Here is a 26,610-nt window from a genome sequence, read left to right on the forward strand (position 1 = left end):
GAGACACCATGTTCAACTCAAAAATGATGCATCTCGCAGCAGTTGCGGCGCTTGCATGTGGCAGTGCCACGAGCGCGCTTGCTGCCGACACGATCGGACTTTCGCAGGAAAGCCTCGATCATCCGTGGCTTGCGACGCAGCGCAAGCAGATTAACGAAGCTGCAGCAGCTGCCGGTATCAAGGTCCTTGCCACCGACGGGCAGGGCAACGTCGCGGGCCAGATCGCCGGTATCGAGGACATGGAATCCAAGGGCATCAAGCTGTTGCTCGTGCAAGCCGGGAAAGCCGAAGGGTTGCGTCAGGAGTTGGCGTCGCTGAAGGAGCGAGGCGTGCCGTACATGTTTGTCGGCAAACCGATCGAGAATGCCGGCGCCGTCACGATGGTCTCAGGCGATAACCGCGCGCTCGGCGCGGACGCGGGTCAATACATTGTCGAAACGCTGACGAAGAAGTATGGCAAGCCCAAAGGCAACATTGTCTTGCTCGAAGGGATTCCGGGCGACGAAACATCGGTAAGCCGTATTGGCGGGGTGACGTCGGTGACCGGAAAATCCGCGGACATCAAGGTGATCGCAAGACAACCCGCGGATTACCGTCGCCCGAAGGCCTATGCGACGATGCAGAACATCTTGCAGGCGCATCCGGCGGGCACGATCGATCTCGTGTTCGCAGCGAATGGCGAGATGGCACTCGGTGCGATCCAGGCGATTAAGGAAAGCGGCCGATCGGGCGAGATCAAGGTGCTCGGGCTTGACGGGCAAAAGGAGGAATTTGAAGCGATCCGCGCGGGTGATGAAACTGCGACGTGGCTGTATCCGCCCGCCGGTACTGAGAGTATGGCTGTCGCGGTTAAGATCCTAAAGGGCGAAAAGGTGCCACCCAAGGTCGTATTACCCACCGTGCGGGTCACAAAGGAAAACATTGACACGGTAAAGCCGGCGTTTTAACGAGACAAGCGAAATTGCGTCGTTGTCTTGCGCGACGCACTTTTCTGTTATTGAAGACTCAAGCGGCTGTAGCCGATACCGTACCCCTCCTAACGGCCGGTTGCCAAAGTGTTGACACATTTGCAACGGTGGTCTCCGGTGGACGTGCGAAGCGGTGGGGGTGCGGCGGATTTTTCAGTCTGGCCTCGACACACAAGAGAGTAACCTGTTAAGAGACTCGGAGGTTTAACGAGCGCCGACATAATTAAGTTCGGGCTGACCTGCCCCCGGTTTTAGTAGAACTGGAGTCAGAGTCCGAGGTTAATAATTCCTTCGCTTCGTGCGCCTGCGCGAATTGCATCGGCGCCAGATACCGAGCGAGCTGTGGGGCCGCTCGGTGTTGTACTCGATACGCCATTCCTCAATCAATTGCCTGGCATGGCGCATGGAAACGAACCAGTGCTCGTTCAGGCATTCGTCGCGGAATCGCCCGTTAGAACTCTCGATGTAGGCGTTTTCCACGGGCCTGCCGGGCCGGATGAACGATAGCGTGACACCCACCTCATAAGCCCACGCATCCAGCACCTTACCAGCGAACTGCGGACCGTTGTCCACCGTGATGGAAGCAGGCAAGCCGCGCATCTCGCGTAACCGTTCAAGCACCTTATGCGTTGCGCTCCGCGCTCGGCGCAATCGCGCTCGGCGCGCTGGCGAAAAAGCCCGAGTTGCTGACGGGTTCTGTGATTCGCAACCTCGAACGTCTGGCGCGCAATGCGCTGAGATTTGCTAAAGAGTCGGATCAGGAAGCGTCCATTCTCAACCATCTCGAGTTTCAAGACGCCATCGTTAAGGCCAGCAATCTCGAAAAGACTGCTCGTTATTTCGAGGAATTGACCGCCGAAGTGGTCCGCTTCAACAACCTGTTGAAGATGTCCTATACCGACAGAGAGAAGGACGCGGAGGAACGCGTGGATGCCTTGGCACAAGCTTTGAAGGAGAACGACTTCGCTGCAGCCGAAAGTATCTGGCGGCAGTCTTTCACGCTCGCTGCCGAGAGATTCATTGAACGTGTCGTTACGGTTGATGACGGAGCCTTTGAGCGGAAAAGTCGTCCAGACTAACGCTTCAGCCTGTGGGCTCATAACTGAACAGTCGCCTTGCTGTTTAACGCTGTGCCATTATGTGTTGCAATCCTGGCGGCAATAAGGCGCGAAGATACACTGCAAGCCGCGAGGCAGGCCGCGACCACCATGTGCCTTCCAATTAATATATGAGCTAGGCCTCGGAGCGATGCAATGGCGAACCCAGCGGGCACTGAGGGCGCTCTAGCCATCGATCGCGCGTCCAATCTATTGCGAGAGACGGGGATCCCGGCGAAGGTGTCCACTTCGGTGCGCATCGCATTGATGTCTAAGCCATAAGGAAACCGATCGAATAAGCGTTGGACCGACAAAACTAAATCCGTATCGAAGCTCATTTCTCTGGGCGCGAGCCGCGGAATCGCGCCCAGCGACATTAACCATTTGCTCCATCGGGACGCCGCTTTTCTCAACTCGCTGATGACATCCCGCTGGCAGAATTCCGTCACTGCAGCAACAAACGAAGAGGCTCACGGGCGCGGGAACGCTTTCCTTGCTCAGTGGGCACCGTGACGGAGACATAGTGATGAAATATAAGACCAGGATGTGGGTCTGCGCTGCGCTTCTTTGCGCCTCGTCCGCCAGGGCTCAGGAAGAAGCAGAGGATGCACCGCCAGAAAAGCCTGTCGGTAGCAGCATGGTGACGCTGTACGGCCTGATCGATCAGGGCGTCGAGTTCGTCAACAACGTCGCCAACGGCAAGAACAAGACGGCGAACGGTTGGCGCACAGGTGACGGCACTGCGACCTCGTATTTCGGCATTCGGGGCAGCGAGGACTTGGGCGGCGGCATAAAGGCCATTTTTGACCTGCAGGGCGGATTCAGCCCGACCACCGGTGCATCGCGGCAGGGCGGACGGCTTTTCGGACGGCAGTCCTACGTCGGACTCGACGGCAAATACGGCCGCCTGACCTTTGGGCGCCAGTACACGATGCGCTTCTTCGCGACTTCGTTCATCAACCCGTTCGGAACGGGCGCGCAAGGCCTGACTACACTCGACAACGGCATCGCCAATGCGCGCGCGGACAACTCCGTCAGCTACCGTTACTTCTTGGGCGACTTCGAAGGTGGCGTGAACTACAGCTTCGGCCGTGATGCCGTGGCGGGCAATAGCAACGTTGCCTCAAACTGTCCCGGCCAAACAACTCCGTCGAATGAGTGCCGCGAGTATTCCGCGATGGTCAAGTACGAAGGGCACACGTGGGGCGTCGCGTCGTCCTACGAGCGCAACTACGGCGGAACGTCGGCGACTTGGGGCGGTCTCACCTCGCCCAAACTCACGGACAGCCGCTTCACGCTGGGCGGTTACTTCATCGTTCACAAAGCGAAGTTCGGCATCGGCTGGATCAAGCGTGACAACGAAGGCATCTCCACGCCAAAAAGCAATCTGCTTTGGGTGACAGGCACGATTCCCGTGACACCGTTTTTCCATATCGACGGCATGGTCGCGGACCTCCGATACGAGCATTCGCCCAACAAAGCGCTGATCGAAGTGCTGCGCGGCGAATATCTGCTCTCCAAGCGCACCTTGCTCTATCTGACGGGCGAGCACATCCACAATTCCGGCAACCTGGCACTCGCGGCCACCACGCTCACACCGGTGCCGACGCCGACCGCGGGTGGATCGCAGATCTCCATCATCGCAGGCATTCGGCACACGTTCTGACGGTCCGCACAAGAAAGAGGGGAAGCGTTTGCTTCCCCTTGCATTTAGCGCACGCGCTTCGCCGCTTCCCTCGCCGCCGACATATCCGCCACGGCGCCGAACGCTTGCTTGCGCTTCAGGCTTCCCGCGCTGATATCCATCTCCTGCAAATATGCGATTTCGGCTTCCGTCAGCGACAAGTCCCGCGCATATGGACGCTGCGTCTGATTGAAGGTCCAGATTGCGTTCGCGGATGCGGCGTCGAAGCGCTTCTGGGCTCGCTTGCGTGCATCGATGAACGCATCGTGCGAGGCGGGTGACATTAGATAGTCGTAGAGCGCGCCGTAAGCCGCCATTAGCGAAACGAGTCCATCGTGCTTGTCGCGCAGTGCGCTTTCCGATGCATACGCCGTCTGAAAAACGCACTGCGGCAGGGCCTGCCAAAGGTTGCCTTCGCGCAGCGCGACCGGTCCCGCATCGCCATTGAGATGGGAAATGCTTGCGCAGCAGGCATCGGCGGCGCCGCTTGCAACTGCATCGAAGCACTGATCGTTGCTTCCGTGATCGACGAACATCATCCGCGACGCGTCGATGCCCTTCTCCTTCAACATCTGACGCGTAAGCGTGTGCAGCAGCCCGTCTCGCGGTCCGACCGCGATGGTCTTGCCTTCAAGACCCGCAAGCGTCGTTACGGAACCGGGCCGCACGAAGATCGTCAGCGCGCACTTCCTCATGCCCGCACCGACGATCTTGACCGGCGCGCCCTGTTCGATACGCGTGAGCACGAGGTTGTAGCCGGACACCATGCAGATGTCCGCCAAACCGGCGGCGATGGCATCGAACGGGCCCGTCGGCCCTGGCACCTCGATGATGCGCGCATCGACGCCATAGGTCTTGAAGTAGCCGAGTTCGTCCATCAGTCCGTTCAGCGTCGCGTTTTCCAAACCCGGATTGCTGACGACACGGATCTCACTCGCCGCCGCGCGCGCATTGAAGGGCGCGGCGAGCGCACCCGTTGCCATGCCCGCACTGAGCGCGCCCGTTTTGCGCAGGAAAGCGCGACGGGTCCAATGGTATGTCATCTCCATGTCTCCAGACGCCGGTCGAGCCGGCCTATAGTTGTCGGATCGCGCGTTGGAACAAGATCCGCCGAGCGTATTCGAAAGCGGATTTTGCCTTCGCGTGCTGGTAAGGTCGATTGAGTAAAATGGTCGATAACTTAACCATTTGCTCATGCCGGGAGAAACCGGAACGTGACGGCAGAACTCGACTGGTATCTGCAGGTCAACCTGAAGGCGCGGCATCTGCGCCTGCTGGTGACGATCGACACCTACCGCAGTCTGAGTCAGGTCGCGGAAGTCACGCATGTGACGCTGCCTGCTGTCTCGAAGGCGCTGGCCGAACTCGAACACGGTCTTGGCGTCGCGCTGTTTACCCGTACGGGACAGGGTCTCTTCCCTACGCCACACGGCGAATGTCTGACGCGGCACGCACGTTCGATGCTGCACGTGCTGCATCAGGCGGCCGACGAGCTGCAGGCGCTAAGCGCGGGAACCGAAGGAAAAATCGAGATTGGCGTACTGCCGGTATCGGCGTCGATCCTGCTCACGCATGCGCTACACCTGCTCAAGCAACGCTCACCCGGCACCAATGCGAAGATCGTCGAAGGCTCGGCGGCGTCGCTTCTGCCCGAACTGTGGCAGGGTCATCTTGATCTCGTGGTCGGTCGTCTGCCACCGCCCGATGCGCAGGGCAGCTTCGACGAAAAGGAGCTGCTCGAAGAACCGGTCATGCTGGTGACAGGGCGGCAGCATCCGTTAGCGAGTCGGGAAACACTCAAATGGGCGGACCTGCTGCCCTATCCATGGATCCTTCCACCTCTCGGGTCGATCCTGCGCGATCCGCTTGAACGCGCGTTGGAAGTGCATGGCGTGCCGCTCACCAACAACTACATCGAAACGCTCTCGCTGCATGTCATCCGTGCGCATTTGCAGGTGTCCGACTGCATCGCCGTTATGGCCGATGCCTCCGCAATCGACACCGGTCATCCACAACCGCTTCATGCGCTTCCCTTGAGCCTGCCGCGTCTGCTACGTCCCTCCGGCGTGCTCTGGAACCGCGCGCGCCCACTCACGCACAGCGCGCAACTCATGCTTTCCTGCCTGGAAGACACTGCCCAGCGCCTCGAGGAAGAAGCGCGCAAGAAGCACTGAACGCCTCGCCGTCACCTTAACCATTGGCTCAACTGCGTAGCGGAATAACTCAATCCGCCCCGCCAGACCCGCTGGCACAATGGTTTCGTGCTCATTGAACGACGGGCGACGACGCGAACCGCGACCGGGACACACGATCCCGATCACGATAAAGACGGTTCCGCGCATCCATACGGAGACAGTTAAAACATGAATTTCAGGACCGCGATTTGCGCGTGTGCGGCGCTCTTCGGCCTCGCCGCGACGGCATCCGCCGCGCCCGCTTCCAGTCAGTCCGTCGAGGATTTTTACCGCGGCAAGGCTTTGACGCTTGTCGTCAGCGCGGACGCAGGCACGCCCACGGACATCATCGCGCGGCAGTTCTCGCGGTTCTTCGTCAAGTATGTGCCGGGACATCCAAAAGCCATCGTGATGAACGTGGTGGGCGCGGGCGGCATGGTCGCGGCGGCATCGCTCCAGTCGCGCCAGCCGAGCGATGGCACCGTCATCGGCTTTTTGCAACGGAATAATCTCTATATTCCGCTGCTCGACCAACGGCAGAATCGCTTTGATCCGCGTCAGGTGCGCTGGCTGGGCAGTCTCAACAAGGTCGAATACTGTCTGGTCGCGATGACTCGCTCAGGCGTGACGAGCGCCAACGATCTAAGCAAAAAGAAGATGTATATCGGCGCGACCGGATTCGCCAACGAAGACCGCACGCTGCCCGCGCTGCTGGACGAATACATCGGCGCGAAGATGAGCATCGTGCCGGGTTACACCGGACGCGGCGAAGTTTATCTGGCCATGCAGCGCGGCGAAGTGGACGGCTGGGCGTCGACCATCGACGGTCTCCAGCAGGGCGAACCGGTGCGACTGCTCAAGACCGGCAAGATGAAAGTGCTGCTGCATCTCGGTTGGAACAGTCCCGCAGGTTACGCGGATGTACCGAACTTGTCGTCCTATATCACGCAGCCGGACGTGAAAGCGCTGTTTAATCTGTTCATTCTGCCGTTTCAGGCGGGCCGTCCGATCGCTGTGCCAAAGGATGTGCCGCAAGACCGGCTCGATGCCTTGCGCGAGGCCTTTGCAAAGACCATCGCCGACCCCGACTTCATCGATGCAATGAAGCAGTCGGGATATCCCATCGATCCGATCGACGGCAATGCAGTCGAGCAGATCGTCGCGGTGCTATACGCCACGCCCGAACCGCAACTCGCGGATGCCCGCAAGCTCATCTTCAGCGCGCACTGAGCGACGCAAAAGCACATCATCACTGAATGGTAAAGCCAAATGACGCCCGAAATCCTCGATATTCATCCACATATCATCTCGACCGATACCGTGCGGTATCCGATTGCGCCTCAGCACGGACATCGTTCGAAATGGTCGGCGACTCGTCCCGTCACGTTCGAGCAACTGATCGCCGAGATGGACGAAGCCGGCGTGTCGAAGGCCGCGATCGTGCATTCGTCAACGACCTACGGCACCAACAATGGTTATGTCGCAGACAGCGTGGCGAAGCAGCCTGACCGCTTCACGGGCGTCTATTCCTTCGACCTTCTAGCCCCCGACGCGCTAACGACATTCGACCACTGGCTCGGACGCGGCATGGGCGGCATCCGCCTATTCACCGGCGGTGCGACGCATCAGAGCGACGGAAGCTGGCTCGTGAATCCCGCGACTTTCCCGATCTGGCAGCGTTGCGCCGAAATCGGCATGACGATGGCGGTGCAGACCACGCCCGATGGCCTGTTGATGGTGGCCGAGCTCGCCGAACGATTTCCCACGGTAAAGATCGTGCTGGATCACTGCGGCCGGCCGAATCTGGAAGACGGCCCGCCCTATGCGCAGTGCGCGGGTCTGTTCGCGCTTGCGAAGTACGACAACGTGTACATGAAGATCACGCCACGCACTTTCGATCTCGCGCAGGCAGCGCCCGGTGGCGAGGCACCGTTCTTCGCAAAGCTCGTCGAAATTTTCGGCGCGGATCATCTCGCGTTCGGCTCTAACTATCCGGCATCGGCGGGGCCGTTGAAAACGCTCATCGAACAGGGCAAAGCGTGTTTCGCGAATCTCGACGACGAGGCGCGCGCATGGATCTGGGGACGAACGGCCAAGGCGCTCTATCCGATGCTCGCTGGCTGATCGATCGGGCGCCGTTCGCCTCGGACCTAAAAACAGGTGAGCCCACGACGCTCGCCAACCATCAGGATGAGACATGGAGTTCTTCAACGATGCAACGTTGATGGCGGCCGGACACGCGCTGTCGACGATCCTGCAGTTCAACCGCATCATCTTTCTGGTGTTCGGCGTGACAGTCGGGCTGGCGATCGGCTTGTTGCCGGGAATCGGCGGGCTGACGGGGTTTGCGCTACTGGTGCCGTTCACCTACACGATGGACCCGTATGCCGCGTTCGCCATGTTACTCGGCATGGCGTCGGTCATCACGACATCGGATGTGATTCCCGCCGTGCTGTTTGGCGTGCCGGGCCACGCGGCGTCCCAGGCCACCGTGCTGGACGGCCTGCCGATGACCAAGCGCGGCGAGGCATCGCGGGCATTGAGCGCGTGCTACATGTCTTCGCTGATGGGCGGACTGATCGGCGCGGTCATCCTCGCGATCTCGCTGCCGCTGGTCCGGCCGTTCGTGTTGTCCATCGGCACGCCCGAAATGCTCGCGCTCACGATTTTCGGCGTGTCGATGGTCTCCGCGCTGTCGGGAAACGCGCCACTGCGTGGCGTGGTCGCGGCGTGTTTCGGCATCCTTGTCGGGATGATCGGGACCAACGTCGCGACTGGCCAGATGCGCTGGACCGGCAACATTCTCTATCTGCAGGACGGCATTCCGCTAGTGCCGATCATCCTCGGCATTTTCGCATTGCCCGAGCTGTGCGAGTTGGCGATCCGGCGTGCGGCAATCGCCGAGAATGTGCAGTTCACGTCGCGGCAGGGCATGCGTCAGGGCGTCGTCGATAGTTTTCGCAATTGGTTCCTGGTGCTGCGTTGTGGCACCCTCGGCGCGATCCTAGGTGCTGTGCCTGGTATCACCGGAGCGGTGACGGACTGGATCGCGTATGGACATGCATTGCAGACATCGAAGGGCGCAAAGCAGACCTTCACCAAGGGCGATGTGCGCGGCGTGATCGCACCGGAGGCTGCGAACAATGCGCGCGAAGGCGGCAGTCTTGTGCCAATGCTGTCCTTCGGCGTGCCGGGTGGCGCGGCTCAGGCCATTTTGCTTGGCGCGATGATGGTGCATGGGTTCATTCCCGGTCCCGACATGCTGACCAAGCACCTCGACTTCACCTATTCGATGGTTTGGTCCATCGCACTCGCCAACATCTTCGGCGCGGGACTGTGTTTTCTGTTGAGCGGTCAGTTCGCCAAGGTCTCGACGTTGCGCTATACGCTGATCCTTCCGGTCATCATGCCGGTGATCTACGTTGGCGCGTTTCAGGGATCGCGCAGTTGGGGCGATTTGTTCGTGCTTTTGATCGCGGGTGTCATCGGCTGGACGATGAAGCGACTCAGATGGGCGCGTCCGCCGCTGATTCTCGGTCTCGTGCTGGGCGTGTTGATGGAGCGCTATATGTCGATCTCTTTTGTGCGCTACGGCACGGAGTGGGTGACGCGTCCCGTCGTGATCGTACTGCTGAGTCTTGCCGCGCTGGTTTTCTTCAAACCACTGTTCACGGCATTGCGCAGCCGCGGCATCGCGCAGTTCAAGCCGAGCGGCTCGATCGTTCTGAAGCGCGAAGACTTTGTGTATGCGTTTTTCATTGGCATCGGACTGTATATGCTGGTGAGTTCGCAGAGCTGGCTGCTGATGGCGCGGATCGGGCCGACGGTCGTGGCAAGCATTTTGATGATCGCGGGGAGCGTGAGTCTGGCCTACAAGATCTTCGTTATCCCGGCGCATGGCAAGGCGCACTCAGGCGGCGGCGTTCATATGGACGTATCGAGCGATCACGATGAAAAGCTCTCCCGCAAGACCGTGCTGACACGCGCGGCACGCTTCTTCGGCTGGTTCCTCGCGTTTCTGGTCTGCATGTCATTGATCGGCATGCTGCCCACCGTGCCTGTGATGATCGCAGCGTACATGCGTATTGAAGGTCGCGAGCCCTGGAAGCTCAGCTTGATTCTCGCTTTTGGCGTGACGGCGTTTCTCTACCTCGTGTTCGATCGGATTCTTCATATTCCCTGGCCCGACAGCCTGCTCGGACAGTGGTTGCCGGGGCTTGGCGGAAACTGAGTTTTCTACAAAAGGAAAAGCACATGACGCAAGACCGGCTGGCGCGCATCGACGCTGAACAGGCCACGGATGAACAGAAGCGCGTCATTGCGCAACTGGGCGCAGGGCGCGGGCGCATTCCGACGCCGTTCAATATCTGGCTGCACAATCCGCGGCTGGCGGAGGGAATGGAGATCATCGGCACGCATGTGGATCGCTCGCCGGTGCTCAGCGAAGCGGAAACCGAAGTGGCGATTCTCGCCACGGCGGTGTTCTGGAATGCCTCGTACGTGATCGCCAATCATCACCGGCATGCGCTGAAGGCAGGCGTGCCCGAGGCGGTTGTCGCGGCGATCCTGGATAAGCGCCCGCCCGAGGCCGCACCGGGGCGTCTGGGACTCGTATGCGATGCGGTGAGCGACCTCCTCGCGGGCGGCAAAATCGACGATGCCCGTTTCGTCAGATACGATGCAGAATTGGGACGGGCGGTCATCGCGGAACTGCTCGTCACAATCGGCTACTTCACCTCGATCTCGCTCGGCATGACGCTGCACGACCTCAAACCCAAGGATTGAACGGACAGCCGGTGCGGATCAACATCGTGAAGTTGAGGGGAGGTCTGACGTGACAGGGCTGGACGGCTATTTGCAAGTGAATCTCAAGGCCAGGCATCTGCGCCTGATCGTGAGCATCGACACGTATCGCAATCTGACGCAGGTGGCGGAAGTCACCCACGTCACCATGCCGGCGGTATCTAAGTCGCTGGCGGAGCTCGAACGTGGACTCGGACTTACGCTCTTTGCACGCACGGCGCAAGGTCTGGTGCCGACTGCACACGGCGAATGCCTCATCCGCCACGCGCGTGAGATGCTGACGATCCTGCATCAGGCGCGCGACGAAATGAAAGCGCTGAGTTCGGGCACCGAGGGCAAGGTTCACATCGGCATGTTGCCCGCATCTGCCTCGGCGTTGTTACCGCAGGCGCTCAATCTGTTGAAGATCCAGTCTCCGGGGACCAATGTGCGCGTGGTCGAAGGCACGCGCGGCGCGTTGCTCCCTGAACTGTGGCAAGGACGTCTCGACCTGATCGTCGGGCGGTTGCCCGCGCCGGACACGCTCGGCAGCTTTGAGGAAAAGGCGCTGCTCGAAGAGCCCGTGACCCTGATGACGGGACGGCATCATCCGTTGGCGCGGCGTAAGAAGTTGGACTGGTCCGACCTCGTGCCTTATCCCTGGATCCTGCCGCCGCAGGGCTCGATCTTGAGGGATTCGCTGGATCGCACTCTGCGGGCGCACGATGTGCCGCTGACCAACAATTACATCGAGACCTTATCCGTTCACGTCACACGGGCGCATCTGCAGATCTCGGACTTCATTGCGGTGATGGTGGGCACGCCTGCCAATGACGCCGCGCAGCCCCTGCACGCGTTGCCCTTGACCTTGCCTCGGTTGCTGAGGCCATCGGGCGTGCTGTGGAATCGCAACCGGGGCCTCACACCCAGCGCTCAACTCATGGTCGCGTGTCTGGAAGAAGCCGCGCAGCAGTTGCAGAGCGGGACCACCTAAGAGACGACGTCGTATCGTGTCGTCGGGTTTCTAAAGTTCGTGAACATTCTGGCCAACGCGGTCAAGGTCACGCTGGGTCCAGACGCATGGCTGCATCCTCATTTAATTAGAATTACATAATAAAGTTCCACCTAAGGATAAGCCGCTTTACCAAACGGTTAAGGTGTGCGCCGGATTTTTCAATAGACGGTGTTGATGGTCTCGAAGATCATCTCATCAACGAAGCACGACCACGTAGCTGCTCGAATCGCCGCATCAAGACGTCACGAATGAATCGGCGGCTCGATCGATCATTCCTTCAAGGGAGACTGAATTGACCAAGAAAGTCCATCTCACGCTCGCGATCGCCGAGCATCCCCACACTTCGGCCATCCGCGACGGTTCGATCCCGATCGAAGGTGTCGACGCGGAGTTCATCACGGTTCAGCCGCAGATCGGCGCGTTCCGCCGGATGGTTCGCGATGTCGAATTCGATGTGTGCGAGCTGGCCCCGACCACCTACATCATCGCCCGCGCTTACGGCGCACCTTTCGTCGCGCTGCCGATCTTCGTGGTGCGCCGTTTTCACCATTCCGGACTGCTGGTGCGCCCGGATGCGGGCATCAAGACGCCTAAGGATCTTGAAGGCAAGAAAGTCGGCGTGCGAGCCTATTCGGTGACGACGGGTGCATGGACGCGGCAGGTTCTGATCGACGAATTCGATCTCGATCCGTCGAAGGTCACGTGGGTCGTCGACGACGAAGAACACGTCACGCAACTGCAACTACCGCCGAACGTGGTTCACGCGCCCACGGGCACGTCGCTGGCGGACATGATGGCGAAGGGCGAACTGGTCGCCGGTTTCCACGGTAATGCGGGTATTGGCCGCACGGGCGATCCGACCGGCGGCTGGAAGGAAGTCGAGGCCGATTATCCGGACATGTTCCCTAACGCGGACGAACTCGAAGCCGAGTATTACGCCCGCACCGGTGTGTATCCGATGCACGGGACCATCGTCGTGAAGGATTCAGTGCTTGCGGAGCATCCGTGGGTGGCGAAGTCGATTTATGACGCCTTCGACCGCGCCAAGAAGGAGTGGCTCGCGAAGCTGAACGCGGGCGAACTGAACGACAAGAAGAACAGGAAATACATCGAACTGCAAAAGATCGTGGGGAATGATCCGCTGCCCTACGGCATCGAGGAAAACCGCAAGACCATCGAAGCGCTCGAAGCGACCGCATTCAAGCAAGGACTGACGCCGCGTCGCATGTCCATGAACGAGCTGTTCGTCGATCCCCGCGTCTGAACCCTGCACGGAAAGTCAAACCATGATCATCGATTGTCACGGTCACTTCACGACCGTCCCCGCTTCGTTTCGCGACTGGCGCGCGAAACAGATCGCCGCCGCCGACGATCCGGCCAACGCGCCGCCGCTGTCCGGCGCTTACGTGTCCGATGACGACATCTGCGAAGGGGTCGGCAACGGCCAGTTGCGTCTCCAGAAGGAACGTGGCGGCGACCTGACGCTCTTCTCGCCGATCGCGGGACTCATGAGCCACCACCTCGGCAACGAACGCACCAGCCTCGAATGGGCGGAAGTGTCGAACGATCTCGTGCGCCGCGTGTGCGACCTGTACCCGGACAACTTCGTGCCGGTATGTCAGTTGCCGCAATCGCCGCTCGCGCCGCCGAAGAACTCGGTGCCCGAACTGCGCCGTTGCATCGAGGAAATGGGCTTCGTCGGCTGCAACCTGAATCCCGATCCGAGCGGCGGCTACTGGACCGGCAAGCCGATGACGGACCGCGAATGGTTTCCGGTCTACGAAGCGCTCTGCGATCTCGACGTGCCGGCGATGATTCACGTGGCGGCGTCATGCAATCCGTGCCATCACGGCACGGGCGCGCACTATCTGAACGCGGATACTTCCGTGTTCATGCAACTGCTGCAAGGCGACGTGTTCAAAGATTTCCCCACGCTGCGCCTGATCATTCCGCACGGTGGCGGCGCGGTGCCGTATCACTGGGGACGCTATCGCGGTATGTCGCTCGAAATTGCCAAGCGCCCGCTTGAGGGTCTCTTGAATAACATCTTCTTCGATACCTGCGTCTATCACCATCCGGGCGTCGAGTTGCTGACCAAGGTCGTGCCAACCAGCAACGTGATGTTCGGTTCGGAAATGATCGGCGCCGTGCGCGGACGCGATCCGGATTCCGGTCAGTATTTCGACGATACGAAGCGCTACATCGACGCATGCGAAGCGCTCAGCGAGGCAGATCGCCACGCGATCTTCGAAGGAAATGCGCGCCGCGTTTATCCGCGCCTGGACAAGCACCTCAAGGCGAAGGGACTGTAATGAAGATCATCGACATTCATCCGCACATCATCTCAGACGACGAGAAGCGTTATCCGCCCGCACCCTTGTTCGGCAAGCGCTCGGACTGGTCGCAGGAACGCCCGAATACCGTCGAAGCCCTGATCTCGGCGATGGACGAAGCGGGCGTAGCAAAAGCCGCGGTCGTGCATTCGTCGACCACCTACGGCTTCGACAACAGCTACGTGGTGGACGGCTGCAATCGGTACAAGGATCGCCTGATCGCCGTGGGTTCCGTCGACATGCTGGCCGACGATGTGGCCACTGTCATCGAGAGATGGGCCGACAAGGGCCTCGCGGGCCTGCGCATCTTCACGGGCGGTTCGACCAAAGACTTCGACCCGAGCGAGCTGGATAACCCGAAGTCGTTCAAGGCGTGGGAGGTGCTGGCCGAACTGAAGCTGCCCATGTGCATCCAGACCGGGCCGATCGGTCTGCCGCAAGTGCGCATGCTGGCTGAGAAATTTCCGGCTGTGAACATCATTCTCGATCATCTCGCGCGTCCCGATGTGCTCGACGGACCACCGTACGCCAACGCCGCCGGACTGTTTGAATTGCGCGATCTGCCGAACGTCTACATGAAGCTTACACCGCGCATTTTTGGTGATGTGAAGAAAGAGAAAGCCAGCGCGGAAACCTTCTTCCCGCGCGTGGTGGAAGCTTTCGGCGCGCAGCGGCTGGCGTGGGGTTCGAATTTCCCGACCTCGACAGGCACGCTCGGCGAGATTTTCACGACGGCTCAAAAGGGGCTTGCGTGCCTCGACGACGAAGACCGCGCATGGATCTTCGGCAAGACCGCGCAGAAGCTCTATCCGGCATTGAGCGAATAAGAGAAACATAAGCGAGAACATTATGTCAGACACCCGCTTGAACAGCATCATCCGCGCTTTCGAATCGGGCAAGCCGGCACACGCCGCGTTTGCGAAGCTCGACAAGCAGACCGCCATCGAAATGAGCGATGCGCCTTATGACGGCATCGTCTACGAGATGGAACACAACCCCTACGATGTGTCCGCGCTCGGCGACGCGCTTCAGTACATGTTGAACCGCAAGCAGATTGCCGAATCAGGTACGGTCGCGCCGAAGGTGACGCCGCTCGCACGCATTCCCGCAAACGGCGCGGAAATGAATCAGAGCTTCGCCAAGCAGGTGCTCGATCGCGGTGCGTATGGCGTGATCTGGCCGCACATCGCAACGGTCGAGCAAGCTTATAACGCGGTTGCATCGTGCCGATATGCTCGGCCGAAGAACGCGCCGCTGTACGAGCCGAAGGGCGTGCGCGGCGACGGTCCCGCGAATGCCGCGCGCTATTGGGGTCTGTCGATGCAGCAATACTACGAGAAGGCCGATGTATGGCCGCTCGCGCCGCAGGGGGAATTACTGGTCGGCCTGATGTGCGAAAGCACGCAGGCGATCGAGAACCTCGACGATATGCTTTCCAATGTGCCGGGCATCGGCTTCATCTTGATCGGCGAGGGCGATCTAAGTCAAGAACTGGGCTTGCCGCGTCAGTATGAACACCCCGAAGTGCTCGCCGCGATGCACCAGATCGTCGAAACGTGCCGCAAGCACAATGTAGTCGTCGGCAACCCGCATGTGACGGCGAAGAATCATCGACGCCTACAGGAAGAAGGATATCGGTTCCTCATGTCCGCGCCCGCGCGCACGTATGGCGTGGTCGGTCTCTCACGCGAACTGGCAGGCTACTGATGAACGGCGCCGAAAGTCTTGTTTCGACGCTGGTTGAGCAGGGCGTCGACATCTGTTTCGCGAATCCGGGCACCTCCGAGATGCATTTTCTCGCCGCGCTCGGCAACAATCCACGGATGCGCAGCGTTCTTTGTTTGTTCGAAGGCGTGGCCACGGGTGCTGCTGACGGCTGGTATCGCATGAAGGACACGCCCGCGTCCACGTTGCTGCATCTCGGACCGGGTCTCGCGAACGGGCTGGCAAACATCCACAACGCGAAGCGTGCTTCGTCGGGCATGGTCAATGTCGTCGGCGAGCATTCGGTGTCGCATCTCAAGTACGATCCGCCGCTGACGTCGGATATCGAAGGGCTTGCGCGGCCGCTTAGTCATTGGGTGCGACGCGCGGAATCTTCGGACACGATCGCGTGGGATGCGGCTCAGGCCGTTGCCAAGGCCAGCGAGCATCCCGGGCAAATCGCCACGCTGATTCTGCCGGGTGATACGTCTTGGCAGACAGTCGGGGCCGCGCCGCAAACGCTGCCCGTTCCTGCGGAAACGCGTAAGACACCGCGCGCAGAACGCATCGAGCACGTGGCGAAAGTGCTTCGTTCGGGCGAGCCTGCGCTGATCGTTCTGGCGAACAGGGCGACGCGCGGGGCGGCCTTGGAGAAGGCGGGCCGTGTAGCCGCCGCGACCGGTGCCACGCTCGGCTCGCAGTTCTTCACGGCGCGCATGGAGCGCGGTGCGGGCCGCGTGCCGCTCGCGCGCATTCCTTATGCGGTCGCGCAGGCTAGCGCGTTCCTTAGGGAATTCAAACACATCATCACCGTCGAGACGCGTGAACCGGTGGCGTTTTTCGCCTATCCGGACAAGCCGAGTCTGTTGAAGGCGGAAGGCACGCTCGTGCATCCGCTCGTCGAGGCCGACGAGGACAGCGAACTTGCGCTCGACATGCTGTTGCAAGCCCTCGGTGCGTCGGGAACGGCGGCGGTGCTACAGCCGCGCATCGACACGGCGGTTCCCACCGGCGCGCTCAACCCGACGAGCATCGCGCATGTTCTGGCGGCTGGGTTGCCGGAGCATTGCATCGTCGTGGATGAATCACTTACCACGGGGCGCGAGTCCATGAGCTTGACGGTGGGCGCGCGCCCGCACGATCTCATCAACAACCTGGGTGGCTCGATCGGCTACGCCACGCCCGTTGCAACCGGCGTGGCGCTGGCCTGCCCCGAGCGCCGTGTGTTCTGCATGGTGGGTGACGGCAGCGCCATGTACACCATTCAATCGCTATGGACGCAGGCGCGCGAAGGGCTGAACGTCACGACAATCATTTTCGCCAACAACAGCTACGCGATCCTCAAGGCCGAGTACGCCAACATGGGCGCGGGTGCACTGGGCGAGCGCGCGCTGTCGATGATCGATATCGACCGTCCGCGCATCGACTGGCTCGCAATGGCCAAAAGCATGGGCGTGCCAGCGATGGCCGTGGAGACGGCCGAAGGATTCCACAAAGCGTTGACCGATTCGGCGCGTGAGGCCGGACCGTGCCTGATCGAAGTACGGCTTTGACATCCAACTAAAGGTAATAGGAAGGAGCACACATCATGACGACGACGCAGACCGAAGCGCCGACGCTGCGGGTCAATCTCGCCGAGTATGCAGTGACGAAGGCCATGCGCGACGGGCGCGTGAAATCGGATCTGGCCACGCTCGATTTCTGCGGCCCGACGCCCGCGCATAACGGCTTCAAGGCGATGGTTCGCGAGAGCAACTTCGACGCGGGTGAACTGGCAATCGTCACCTTCCTTCAGGCAAAGGCGTATGGCAAACCGTATGTCCTGCTGCCCGCGCCGATCTCGGGCCGCTTTCAGCATCACTGCGCGGGCTACAACATCGATTTCGGTCACCTCGATCCCAAGGATATCGAAGGGAAAAAAGTCGGTGTACGTACATACACTCAGACCACCGCGCTATGGATTCGCGGCATCCTGCGGCACGAGTACGGCGTCGATCTCGACCGCGTCACCTGGATGACACTCGGCGACGGGCATCTCGCGGAATACAGCGATCCGGCGAACTGTCAGCGCCTTCCCGCCGGTTCGTCGATTCCGCAGATGATGCTCGACGGTGAGCTGACAGCGGCGTTGCTCGGTGAAGACATGCCGAAGGACGAGCGCGTGCGCACGCTGGTGCCGGATGCGCCCGCCGCCGCTAAGGACTGGTTCGCGCGCACAGGCGTGGTGCCGATCAACCACATGTTCGTGGTGCACGAGAAGTTGTCGAAGGAGCGTCCGGATATCGTGCGCGACTTGTACCGCATGGTGGTGGATAGCCGCGCCGTCGCTGAGAACGTGCCCGGCATCTTCCCGCCCATCGGGCTGGAGGCCAACCGCAAAGGTCTTCAACTCGCGGTCGACTGGGCGCTCGATCAGAAGATCATTCCGCGGCGCCTGTCCGTCGACGAACTCTTCGACGATGTAACCGGAAGTTTAGGTTAAAGGATCGACGGTCCGCCTGCCAATAACGATAAACGGAGACGAGAACGTGGGAATTACCCGAACGCGACAAGAGAATCGCTGGGCCGTGCTGGCGTTGCTCGCGCTCGGACTGATGATTTCCCACGTCGACCGTACTAGCATGTCCGCCGCGTTCGCGGATCATCATTTCGTGCAGGAGTTTTCGCTGACGCATGTGCAGCGCGGCTGGCTCGGCTCGGCCATGTTCTGGTCTTACGGCCTCTTGCAAATGCCAATGGGCTGGCTCGTCGACCGTTACGGCGTGAAATGGCCTTACGCAATCTGCTTTCTCATGTGGTGTCTCGCGGCGGCGGCCACCGGCGTGGTGAATACGCTCGCGGCGCTCATCATCGTGCGCTTGATGATCGGCGTCGCGGAATCGGTGGTGGTGCCCGCGACCTACCGTTATCTGGCCGATCATTTCGATGAAACGCACAAGGGCACAGCGCTAGGGCTTTATTCCATCGGCGGGAAGATGGGACCGGCGCTCGGCGCACCGCTTGCCGCGTGGCTCATTTCGGTGAGTTCATGGAAGTCGATGTTCGTCGTCACGGGTCTGGCGGGCTTGCTCTGGCTCATGCCATGGCTCGCGATGGTGAAGAACGATTTTCCGTCGAACGTGGAACTGGCGGCATCGAAAAAGCGAGCCGCTTCGGTGCCGTTGAAGAACTTGCTCGCGAGTCCGGTGGTGTGGGGCGGATTGATTACCAACTTCTGCTACAGCTATTTCGCGTTCTACTGCATGACATGGATGCCCGCTTATCTCGTCGAGCAGAGAGGTTTGACGCTGACGGAATCGGGGCTTTATACGTTCGTGAGTTTCGTGGGCATCGCGGTCGTCGCGGCGCTGGCGGGCTGGGGCGCGGATCGGCTCATCGCGCGCGGGCGCGATGCCGTATTAGTGCGCAAGACGTTCATCGTGGTTGGATTCATGGGCGCAACAACCGTGCTGCTTGGCGCGTATGCGGATTCGCCGCGCACGGCGCTGTTCTGGAACGTTGCTTCGCTCTCGTTGCTGGGGCTTGTCACAGCGAACAATCTCGCCTTGGTCAAGCTCACGCTGATCCCAAAGCAAGCGGTCGGATTGAACACGGGCTTGCAGCAAGTGGCCACCAGCCTTGCTGGAGGCGTATCCGCGAGCCTGTTGGGCTGGCTGCTGCATGTCGGGCACACATACACGCTGCCCATGCTCGCAATTTTCGCGTTCCTTCTGCTCGGGGCCACCGGCACCATCATATTGCTGCGGCGCAAGTGGGCGCCAAAGGTCGATATCAAGTCATATGGTGATCTTTCCGCGCCCGCATTCATGCGCGAGCTGCCATGACGCCTTCTCGTAACTCTTCATCGCCCGCCACGCCGACCCGCCCGGACGAAGTGACGTCTCTGCTGCGGCACGCGCCGCTCACGCGCTTTCTGGTTGCGCGCATCGGGTCCATTACCGCCCAGCAAATGCTGATGCTGGCGATCAGCTGGCATATGTACGACCTCACATCGAGCACGTGGGATCTCGGTCTCGTCGGGCTGTTCCAGTTCGTGCCGGGGCTGGCTACGACGCTCATTGCCGGACATTGCGCGGACCGGCTGCATCGCGGACGGATTGTGGCGGCGTGCCTTGGGCTTCAGGCGATCGCAGCCGCGCTGCTGTCGGCATCGACGCTTTCTCATAGCGTGACCCGTGACACGCTGCTCGCGCTTTCTCTCGCACTCGGTGCGATCAGGCCGTTTCAGATGGCCGGCCAGCAGGCGCTGTTGCCCATGCTGGTGCCGCCGAAACTGTTGTCGCGATCAATGGCCTTGAGCACGTCGGTTCAGCAGATATCGGTCATTGCCGGGCCTGCGCTTGGGGGCGCGCTGTTCGCGGTCAATGTGGTGACGGTGTATCTGAGCAGCGCGGCGCTCTTTTGCATCAGCGCGGTGATGTATGCGTTCGTGCGCTACGACTATACGCCGCCGCCACGCGAACCCGTCACCGCCGATACGATCTTCGCGGGCTTGCACTTTATCTGGCGCAATCCGCTGCTGCTTGGCGCGATCTCGCTGGACCTCTTCGCCGTTCTGTTCGGTGGCGCGACGGCGTTGCTGCCCGTGTATGCGAGGCTGATTCTGCATGTCGGGCCGCAAGGACTCGGACTGCTGCGCGCGGCGCCCGCCGTGGGCGCGTTGTGCGTGGGACTGTTGCTGGCACGCCGGGCCATTGTCAGTGGCGTCGGCAAGAAATTGCTGATTGCCGTGGCGATCTATGGCGCGGCCATCGTCGGGTTCGGACTGTCGCGCTGGTTTCCGCTGTCCTTGTGCCTGCTGGCGATCTCGGGCGGCGCGGACACGATCAGCGTGATCGTGAGGCAGACGCTGATTCAACTCGAAACGCCCGATCGCATGCGCGGGCGCGTGGCGGCGGTAAATACGCTGTTCATCGGCGCGAGCAATCAGTTGGGCGAATTCGAATCCGGTGTGAGCGCGACTGCGCTGGGCGTCATCGGCTCGGTCGTCGCGGGCGGCTGCGCGACGATACTGGTCAGCATCATATGGAGCCGCATTTTCAGGCCACTCGCCAAGCGCAATGCGCTGCATTGAACGGCATTTTCGATTCAGGCAGGGACTAGAATGAGCAAGCAGATGACATCGCTCCGGCACCTCGTGTATGACTGGCTGGGGCAGATCGACGGCATTCACGTGAGCCGCGCCGCACGTTCGGAAAATATGCCGTGGCGCGCTGTTCGCATCGAAGTCATGCGTCGTTCAACACGCTTTGCCATTGTGTTCTTTCGTCATGGCGACGGCTCGTGGTGCGTCTATCCGCCGAATATCGTGGTGCCCGCGATGCGGTTTTATCAGGCGTAAGCGGGTCCGCCTGTTCCGACGCAGCGCGCCGTTCGCCGCGCGTGCGTTTGGCCCGATCCTTTACACGGAATCTTTCCACGGCACAAGCCAATCGTCGCAACGCATGCAAAGTCATGCCCGATCGGTGGTGAACATCCCAATTTACGAAGCCTGCTAGACTAAGTTTGCCGCCTTCGCGCAAGCCCGTCTCGTCGTGCGGCTAAATAGTGCCGGGAGGATGTCGCCATGAAATCGCTAAGTCACGCAGTCGTTGCGCTGGCGCTTGCGGCGCCGATTCTTTCTTTTGCGCAGGCAGCTCAGCAATCGTTAACGCGCGCACAGGTCCGCAATGAGTTGGTGCAGGCCGAAAACGCGGGTTACAGCCCGACCGCCTGGGCCTATTTTCCGTACGGAGAAGTTCAAGCGGCGGAATATCGTGTGGCCGCGCGCAGGGCGGCAGCGGACCCGACGGGTTATGGCGCAAGCAGGAACGGAAGCACACAGTGGGGCGATATCGCTCGTTAGTGTTTCTATCAACGTAGCGATGAGATCGACCGGCATCGTGCGATACGCGTGCGCCTTATGCCGGACTGGTTAAGTCCGCAAATCCTCTTGCGCGATCCGAACAGTGACGATCTGTTGCTCACCGGCCTGACTGTTCCGAGCCGTCGAATAACTGGCTGTAGCCGGCGCGTGCGCTTCGCTGTTGTCGCGTCAGGATCGCTTCAGCGTGTCTCAGGCTTCCGGGGCAATCGCCGGTGCAATTGTTGGCCGGGTTGTAGCCTGCATTTTCCAGTTGCAAGAGTTCGGTGCGCACTTGCTCGCGTGTGAGCGGTTCGGCCGATTGAGCGAGAGCGCCGGTTGACGTGAGCGTGGCGATGGCAATAAGAACTGCATTGATTGATTGATTCATGGCTAACGTGACCTGTGGGAATTAAACCGCATGTATTGCGCGGCACAGGTTGCATTTCACACTAGGGTTATCACCTAGTCCATTGAGATTTTCGGCGGTGGGGTTGAGGATTCGGTGAAGCGCGGAGGCGGGGTTGCGCGTTCCAGTGCACGGGTTTGCTTCGTATTGTGTTTCGTGTCGGACGCCTGTGGGGGCTGTGTGCGCTTATCGGGCGACGGGCAGGAACCATTACGGCCGCTTCACGGCCGAATCGTTCGGTCAGATGGTGCAGACCAGAGAGGCAGTAAATTGTATTTCGGCACTCAAGTATTCTACATAATATATTCTGCCAGCGAGATGTCATCGATCGCGTTCAACCGTGCGCGATTGCTGCAATGCGGCCCTTACTCACCCTGATAGGTTACACCGAGCTCAATTCCGAGCAGCGAGCCTGCCGTCATCACCGGGCGGCCATGCCAGTGACCTACCACTTGGCTACCGTTAAGGCCAGCGGCGGTAGTGACTCAAGCCCGGCTTGGTCACTGGACTCGATAGTCCCCACATCATCGCGGGGAGCAGTATTGCGCCAAAACTCCGCATCGTGATCGAGTTGGATGTGCGATCGTGGACGACGACTCTCGAACGGGCGTCGTCATCGGAACACTCATTCAGTTTCGTAAACCTTCGTAAAAGGCGGAATTGCGATATATCTTGATTTCCGATATATCTGAATATACGCTCCCTTTACATGAAAAACAAAAGCCTTGGTCGTCTTCCAAGCGCCGATCCTCTGTCAGACGAGGGCACTCCGCGTCATTGTCCTCACCACGGCAAGCGTCACCACGGCCGGCTCTTCGACTACGGCGAACTGCGCCTGCTTCTCCTCGCGATGATTTCCGAGCGACCGCGTCACGGTTACGAACTGATCAAGGCGATCGAAGAGCGCATGGAGGGCCGCTACACCCCAAGCCCCGGCGTGATGTATCCGACGCTCGCGTGGCTGGACGACATGGGCTATGCCGCACCGCTTGCCAAAGTATCGAGCCGCAAGTGTTATCGCATCACAGCGGAAGGCCAGGCATTCCTCGTGGCGAACCGTGCGGCAGCAGACGGAACTCTTGTCGCGTAAAGGGCCGGCCGAGGCGCCTGCTTGCGGTGACGTTCCGCCGCTGGTGCAGAAAGCATTGGAAGAGCTAAAACGCGCCATGCGTCTCCGTCTCCAGCAGGGTTCAATCGATCCGATGGCCGCCGCCGCCATCGCCGCTGCACTGCATGCGGCAGTTCAGGCCATCCATAGCAGCGGATAAACGATCCGCTTATCCAACATCGAGATATCACATGCCGCGAAATCACACTCCAACCTCTACCGTCAGCCCAATTGAGGACAAGCGCGTCCTCGACGTGCTCGAGCGCCTGAACGCGTCGCGCCGTTTTCCTTCCGCCCACGCGTTCGACGGTCCGTCCCGAACGGACGCCGAGGCGTTTGCCGATTACGGCTTTTCCATCCATCCCGACCAAGGCGATCTGATATACCTTCTCTGTCGCGGCATGGGTGCGCGGCGCGTCGTGGATTTCGCAACGTCGATCGGCATGTCCGCGCTCTACTTCGCAGCGGCGGTGCGTGACAACGGCGGGGGTCTCGTCATCGGTTCGGAACTGGTCGCGTCCAAGGCAGAATTGGCCTGCGCAAATCTCGATGAAGCGGGCCTCGCCGAGTATGCCGATATCCGCGTCGGCGATGCCAGGCAAACTCTGCGCGACCTTGGCGGTTCCGTCGACTTCGCGCTGATCGACGGTTGGCCTGCGCCCGAGGGACCATCGCTCGCGCGCGAAGTCATTGAGATCGTTGCGCCGCAGTTGCGCGTCGGCGGTTATGTTCTCAATGACAATGCGGAACCGGATTTTCTCGATTACATTCGCGATCCGGCCAACGGCTTCATCTCGATGACGCTGCCAATCAAAGGCAGCACGGAACTCGCACTGAAGATCAAGTGAAAGAAGCTCGAGAAAGAACAATGTGCGATGCAGCATGCTCGATTAGGTTGGTTGCGCTCATCGCCTCGGCCGCGATGTCGGCCCTTATTGCCCCTGCATCGTATGGCAACACGGAAGGTTCCTCCAACACCTCCGCGCCCGTGATGGCAAGTGCCGAAACCCGGGCCGTTGTATCCGCAGCGACGGCCTTCCTGGACTCGCTGAGTGCGAACCAACGCCGCAAGGCACTGTTCGCGTTCGCACCGCAGAAAGCCGCCACCTCAGCCCGGTTCGCGAGAACGGGCCCGGCTGGCGGCGTCATGCCGGGGAGCTTGAACGGCGCAACGCCCGCCGATCATCCGGCAGGAGCTCTCGGGACACAAGCTGGCTTCGTCGGCGAACAATATGGTCAGGCGATCTGGTCGAACTACCCGGTCAGCGACGTGCCGCGACCCGGCCTGCAGCTAGGCGGCCTCAGCGCCCCGCAGCATGCGGCCGCCATGCATCTGCTGCAGGTGTCGTTGAGTGCCCGAGGCTACCAAAAGGTGCTCGACATCATGGGTTCCGATCAGGCGTTGTCGGTCGGAGAAAAGCACTTCGCCGCCGGCGAAGATGTCTACACCATCGGCATCTTCGGCACGCCCAGTGCCGCTACGCCGTGGATGCTGGAATTTGGCGGACATCATCTCGGGCTCAACGTGGTGATCGCGGGCGCGCGCGGTGTGCTCACGCCAACACTGACCGGTGCTCAACCCTCCGTCTACACATCCCACGACAAGACGGTACGCGTGCTTGCTGGCGAGAACGACAAGGCTTTCGCCCTGTTGAACGCGCTCGATGGGAACCAGCGCAAGCAGGCCATCCTGAATTATCGCGTGAATGATCTGGTGCTGGGGCCGGGCCATGACGGCGAGTCGATCGTGCCCGAAGGTCTGAAGGTCTCGGCGATGAACACGCAGCAAAAGGCCATGCTGCTCGATCTGATATCCGAATGGGCTGGCATCGTCAACGATGCATACGCCGCGCCGCATCTTCAAGAAATCAAGGCAGGCCTAAACGACACCTGGTTCGCCTGGAGTGGGCCGACGACGCATGAGCCGGGTAAGAACGGCAGCGCGTACTACCGGATTCAGGGACCAAAGGTGATTATCGAATTTTCGCCGCAGGGAGTCGGCGGTGATCCGACGATGCACGTTCACACCATCTACCGCGATCCCACGAACGACTATGGACATGCCTTCACTGCCCCATGAAACGAGGATGGCTTCTTCTTGCCGGGTTCCTTCTGGTGATGTCGGCTTCCGTCTGCGCTCATCGGCTGGACGAGTATCTCGAGGCCACGACGATTTCCGTGGCGCGTGACCACCTGACGTTGCAGCTGCGCCTGACACCGGGCGTCACGGTCGCGCCGCAGTTACTCGCGGACATCGGCATCAGCGGCGACGGGCCTATCCCATACTCCTTGCAACAAAGCTACGCACAACAAGTGCGCCGTGACTTGCGGTTGAGTATCGATGATGCGGCACAGCCGCTGCGGCTCATCTCCGAAACTTATCCGACGGCCGAAGCGATGCGAAACGGTGTGGGTGACATTCTGCTCACGTTCGATGCGCCACTGCCTGCGGGCGGTCCAACGCATCGGCTCGCCTTTGAGAATCATCACCGGCGCGCGATCGCGGTCTATCTGGTGAACTGCCTGGTGCCGGGCGATCCCCGCATCACCATCGGCACCCAGGATCGGAATGTGGATCAGTCGCGGTATCAGCTGGATTTTTCAGTCGGCGGCATGGTTCAGCCGACGCACGCCACGGTCGCACAGCAAGCATCGCATCCGGTGGACGATCCCGGCATCATCGGCACCTTCTTCGTCCAGGGTGTGCATCACATCCTCACTGGTTATGACCATCTGCTCTTTGGGTGCGCGCTGGTCCTCGCCGTGATTACGCTGTGGGATCTAGTGAAGGTGGTGACCGCGTTCACCGTGGCGCATTCGATCACGCTCACACTCGCCGCCCTAAATCTCGTGCATCTGCCGACGAGTGTGGTCGAGCCGCTGATTTCGGCGAGCATTGTGTTCGTCGCGTTGCAGAACGTCTTCTGGCCCGGCTGCGCGCGAGGACGCAGCCGGCTTCTTGCCGCGTTTTTCTTCGGGCTGTTTCACGGTCTTGTCTTTGCCGGCGGCCTGCTCGACATCATGCACGCGATGCCGGGAACAGCGGTCCTGCTGGCTATTCTGGGCTTCAGCCTGGGCGTGGAGGTCGGGCACCAGATTGTCCTGTTGCCGCTCTTCGGGCTGCTGAGCTGTGCCCGCCGCTCGCGACGCAATGTTGTCTCACGCGCGCACCTTTCGATGGCGTTTCAGCGCATCGGCTCCGCAGGCATCGCGATGGCGGGCCTGTATTACCTAGGCGTCGCGCTTATCGGCGTATCGTGATCATTCGGCCGAGGAGGCGCGACCGACCTAGACGCCCTACCGTTCTGTTTCGAATCACATTGCCGGGTTGTGTGGCATATCAAGGTATCGCACATGCGAATTCACCGGCGGACGATTGGTGTGGGCCAAGGTATCGAAGATCGCCAGATCGAAGCGGGGTGGCTTGCTGGCACGCAGATGTCTCGCAGCGCTCTCGAAAAGGCGTGACAGGATGACACGATGCGGGCCTCCTC

The 26,610-nt window shown here is 60.5% G+C and carries 25 protein-coding genes and 2 pseudogenes; 24 read left to right on the plus strand and 3 right to left on the minus strand.

Translation table 11 applies throughout. The annotated features are described in order from the left end of the window. Positions 1–8: 8 nt before the first annotated feature. A complete protein-coding gene (locus tag ACYQ47_RS16345) occupies positions 9–947 on the plus strand; it encodes a substrate-binding domain-containing protein (RefSeq protein WP_459905999.1) in 939 nt (312 codons plus the stop codon). Positions 948–1,247: 300 nt separating this feature from the next. Here ACYQ47_RS16345 and ACYQ47_RS16350 read toward each other — a convergent pair. Beyond that, positions 1,248–1,589, minus strand: a pseudogene (locus ACYQ47_RS16350) (integrase core domain-containing protein); the annotation flags it as partial. A gap of 8 nt (positions 1,590–1,597) precedes the next feature. On the opposite strand from ACYQ47_RS16350, the gene ACYQ47_RS16355 reads away from it, so the two are divergent. After that, a complete protein-coding gene (locus ACYQ47_RS16355) occupies positions 1,598–2,047 on the plus strand; it encodes an FCD domain-containing protein (protein ID WP_459906000.1) in 450 nt (149 codons plus the stop codon). Between the two features lie 544 nt (positions 2,048–2,591). After that, positions 2,592–3,731, plus strand: coding sequence for a porin (locus ACYQ47_RS16360; RefSeq protein ID WP_459906001.1), 1,140 nt, complete (start codon positions 2,592–2,594; stop codon positions 3,729–3,731). A 44-nt stretch (positions 3,732–3,775) separates the two neighbouring features. On the opposite strand, the gene ACYQ47_RS16365 is transcribed toward ACYQ47_RS16360, so the two are convergent. Then, positions 3,776–4,792, minus strand: a complete 1,017-nt coding sequence (locus ACYQ47_RS16365; protein ID WP_459906003.1) for an ABC transporter substrate-binding protein — start codon at positions 4,790–4,792, stop codon at positions 3,776–3,778. Positions 4,793–4,963: 171 nt separating this feature from the next. On the opposite strand from ACYQ47_RS16365, the gene ACYQ47_RS16370 reads away from it, so the two are divergent. The 16 genes from ACYQ47_RS16370 to ACYQ47_RS16445 all read left to right on the plus strand — a co-directional run bounded on the left by ACYQ47_RS16370 (position 4,964) and on the right by ACYQ47_RS16445 (position 21,602). Beyond that, on the plus strand, positions 4,964–5,923 hold the full coding sequence (locus tag ACYQ47_RS16370) for a LysR substrate-binding domain-containing protein (protein ID WP_459906004.1): 960 nt from the start codon (positions 4,964–4,966) through the stop codon (positions 5,921–5,923). Positions 5,924–6,112: 189 nt separating this feature from the next. After that, positions 6,113–7,153 carry a Bug family tripartite tricarboxylate transporter substrate binding protein gene (locus tag ACYQ47_RS16375; RefSeq protein ID WP_459906005.1) on the plus strand — a complete coding sequence of 347 codons (1,041 nt, stop codon included), beginning with the start codon at positions 6,113–6,115 and terminating at the stop codon, positions 7,151–7,153. A 39-nt stretch (positions 7,154–7,192) separates the two neighbouring features. Next, a complete protein-coding gene (locus ACYQ47_RS16380; RefSeq protein WP_459906006.1) occupies positions 7,193–8,047 on the plus strand; it encodes an amidohydrolase family protein in 855 nt (284 codons plus the stop codon). A 73-nt stretch (positions 8,048–8,120) separates the two neighbouring features. Next, complete coding sequence (locus tag ACYQ47_RS16385; protein ID WP_459906007.1) at positions 8,121–10,154, plus strand: tripartite tricarboxylate transporter permease; 2,034 nt, start codon at positions 8,121–8,123, stop codon at positions 10,152–10,154. A 23-nt stretch (positions 10,155–10,177) separates the two neighbouring features. Next, positions 10,178–10,708, plus strand: a complete 531-nt coding sequence (locus ACYQ47_RS16390) for a carboxymuconolactone decarboxylase family protein (protein WP_459906008.1) — start codon at positions 10,178–10,180, stop codon at positions 10,706–10,708. 49 nt (positions 10,709–10,757) lie between these two features. Continuing rightward, positions 10,758–11,699, plus strand: coding sequence for a LysR substrate-binding domain-containing protein (locus ACYQ47_RS16395; protein WP_459906009.1), 942 nt, complete (start codon positions 10,758–10,760; stop codon positions 11,697–11,699). Positions 11,700–12,012: 313 nt separating this feature from the next. Continuing rightward, the gene (locus tag ACYQ47_RS16400) at positions 12,013–12,984 is read left to right on the plus strand and encodes an ABC transporter substrate-binding protein (protein WP_459906010.1); all 972 of its coding nucleotides are present in this window, start codon (positions 12,013–12,015) and stop codon (positions 12,982–12,984) included. 22 nt (positions 12,985–13,006) lie between these two features. Continuing rightward, positions 13,007–14,032, plus strand: a complete 1,026-nt coding sequence (locus tag ACYQ47_RS16405; RefSeq protein ID WP_459906011.1) for an amidohydrolase family protein — start codon at positions 13,007–13,009, stop codon at positions 14,030–14,032. Next, a complete protein-coding gene (locus tag ACYQ47_RS16410; RefSeq protein WP_459906012.1) occupies positions 14,032–14,880 on the plus strand; it encodes an amidohydrolase family protein in 849 nt (282 codons plus the stop codon). Before ACYQ47_RS16405 ends, ACYQ47_RS16410 begins: the two co-directional genes overlap by 1 nt. Before the next feature lie 22 nt (positions 14,881–14,902). Then, a complete protein-coding gene (locus ACYQ47_RS16415) occupies positions 14,903–15,760 on the plus strand; it encodes an HpcH/HpaI aldolase family protein (RefSeq protein WP_459906013.1) in 858 nt (285 codons plus the stop codon). Then, positions 15,760–17,310 carry an acetolactate synthase large subunit gene (locus ACYQ47_RS16420; protein WP_459906014.1) on the plus strand — a complete coding sequence of 517 codons (1,551 nt, stop codon included), beginning with the start codon at positions 15,760–15,762 and terminating at the stop codon, positions 17,308–17,310. Before ACYQ47_RS16415 ends, ACYQ47_RS16420 begins: the two co-directional genes overlap by 1 nt. 35 nt (positions 17,311–17,345) lie before the next feature. Beyond that, positions 17,346–18,239: a type 2 periplasmic-binding domain-containing protein gene (locus ACYQ47_RS16425; protein ID WP_459906015.1), complete on the plus strand. Its 894-nt coding sequence runs from the start codon at positions 17,346–17,348 to the stop codon at positions 18,237–18,239. A gap of 46 nt (positions 18,240–18,285) precedes the next feature. Then, the gene (locus ACYQ47_RS16430; protein ID WP_459906016.1) at positions 18,286–19,581 is read left to right on the plus strand and encodes an MFS transporter; all 1,296 of its coding nucleotides are present in this window, start codon (positions 18,286–18,288) and stop codon (positions 19,579–19,581) included. Beyond that, a complete protein-coding gene (locus ACYQ47_RS16435; protein ID WP_459906017.1) occupies positions 19,578–20,831 on the plus strand; it encodes an MFS transporter in 1,254 nt (417 codons plus the stop codon). The genes ACYQ47_RS16430 and ACYQ47_RS16435 overlap by 4 nt, the downstream gene beginning before the upstream one ends. Positions 20,832–20,873: 42 nt before the next feature. Further along, on the plus strand, positions 20,874–21,098 hold the full coding sequence (locus tag ACYQ47_RS16440) for a hypothetical protein (protein ID WP_459906018.1): 225 nt from the start codon (positions 20,874–20,876) through the stop codon (positions 21,096–21,098). Between the two features lie 225 nt (positions 21,099–21,323). Next, positions 21,324–21,602 (plus strand): DUF4148 domain-containing protein, encoded by a 279-nt coding sequence (locus tag ACYQ47_RS16445; protein WP_459906019.1) that lies wholly within the window; start codon positions 21,324–21,326, stop codon positions 21,600–21,602. Positions 21,603–21,720: 118 nt separating this feature from the next. On the opposite strand, the gene ACYQ47_RS16450 is transcribed toward ACYQ47_RS16445, so the two are convergent. Then, positions 21,721–21,990 (minus strand): DUF4148 domain-containing protein, encoded by a 270-nt coding sequence (locus ACYQ47_RS16450; RefSeq protein WP_459906020.1) that lies wholly within the window; start codon positions 21,988–21,990, stop codon positions 21,721–21,723. A 727-nt stretch (positions 21,991–22,717) separates the two neighbouring features. Here ACYQ47_RS16450 and ACYQ47_RS16455 point away from each other — a divergent pair. The 5 genes and pseudogenes from ACYQ47_RS16455 to ACYQ47_RS16475 all read left to right on the plus strand — a co-directional run. Then, positions 22,718–23,098, plus strand: a complete 381-nt coding sequence (locus ACYQ47_RS16455) for a PadR family transcriptional regulator (protein ID WP_459906021.1) — start codon at positions 22,718–22,720, stop codon at positions 23,096–23,098. Between the two features lie 209 nt (positions 23,099–23,307). Continuing rightward, positions 23,308–23,964 carry an O-methyltransferase gene (locus tag ACYQ47_RS16460; RefSeq protein ID WP_459906022.1) on the plus strand — a complete coding sequence of 219 codons (657 nt, stop codon included), beginning with the start codon at positions 23,308–23,310 and terminating at the stop codon, positions 23,962–23,964. A 20-nt stretch (positions 23,965–23,984) separates the two neighbouring features. Beyond that, the gene (locus tag ACYQ47_RS16465) at positions 23,985–25,196 is read left to right on the plus strand and encodes a DUF3500 domain-containing protein (RefSeq protein ID WP_459906023.1); all 1,212 of its coding nucleotides are present in this window, start codon (positions 23,985–23,987) and stop codon (positions 25,194–25,196) included. Continuing rightward, positions 25,193–26,377, plus strand: a complete 1,185-nt coding sequence (locus ACYQ47_RS16470; RefSeq protein ID WP_459906024.1) for a HupE/UreJ family protein — start codon at positions 25,193–25,195, stop codon at positions 26,375–26,377. Before ACYQ47_RS16465 ends, ACYQ47_RS16470 begins: the two co-directional genes overlap by 4 nt. Positions 26,378–26,411: 34 nt before the next feature. Then, a pseudogene (locus ACYQ47_RS16475) lies at positions 26,412–26,569 on the plus strand (ISKra4-like element ISBugl3 family transposase); the annotation flags it as partial. Positions 26,570–26,610: the final 41 nt, after the last annotated feature.

The sequence above is a fragment of the Caballeronia sp. HLA56 genome (assembly GCF_054655155.1).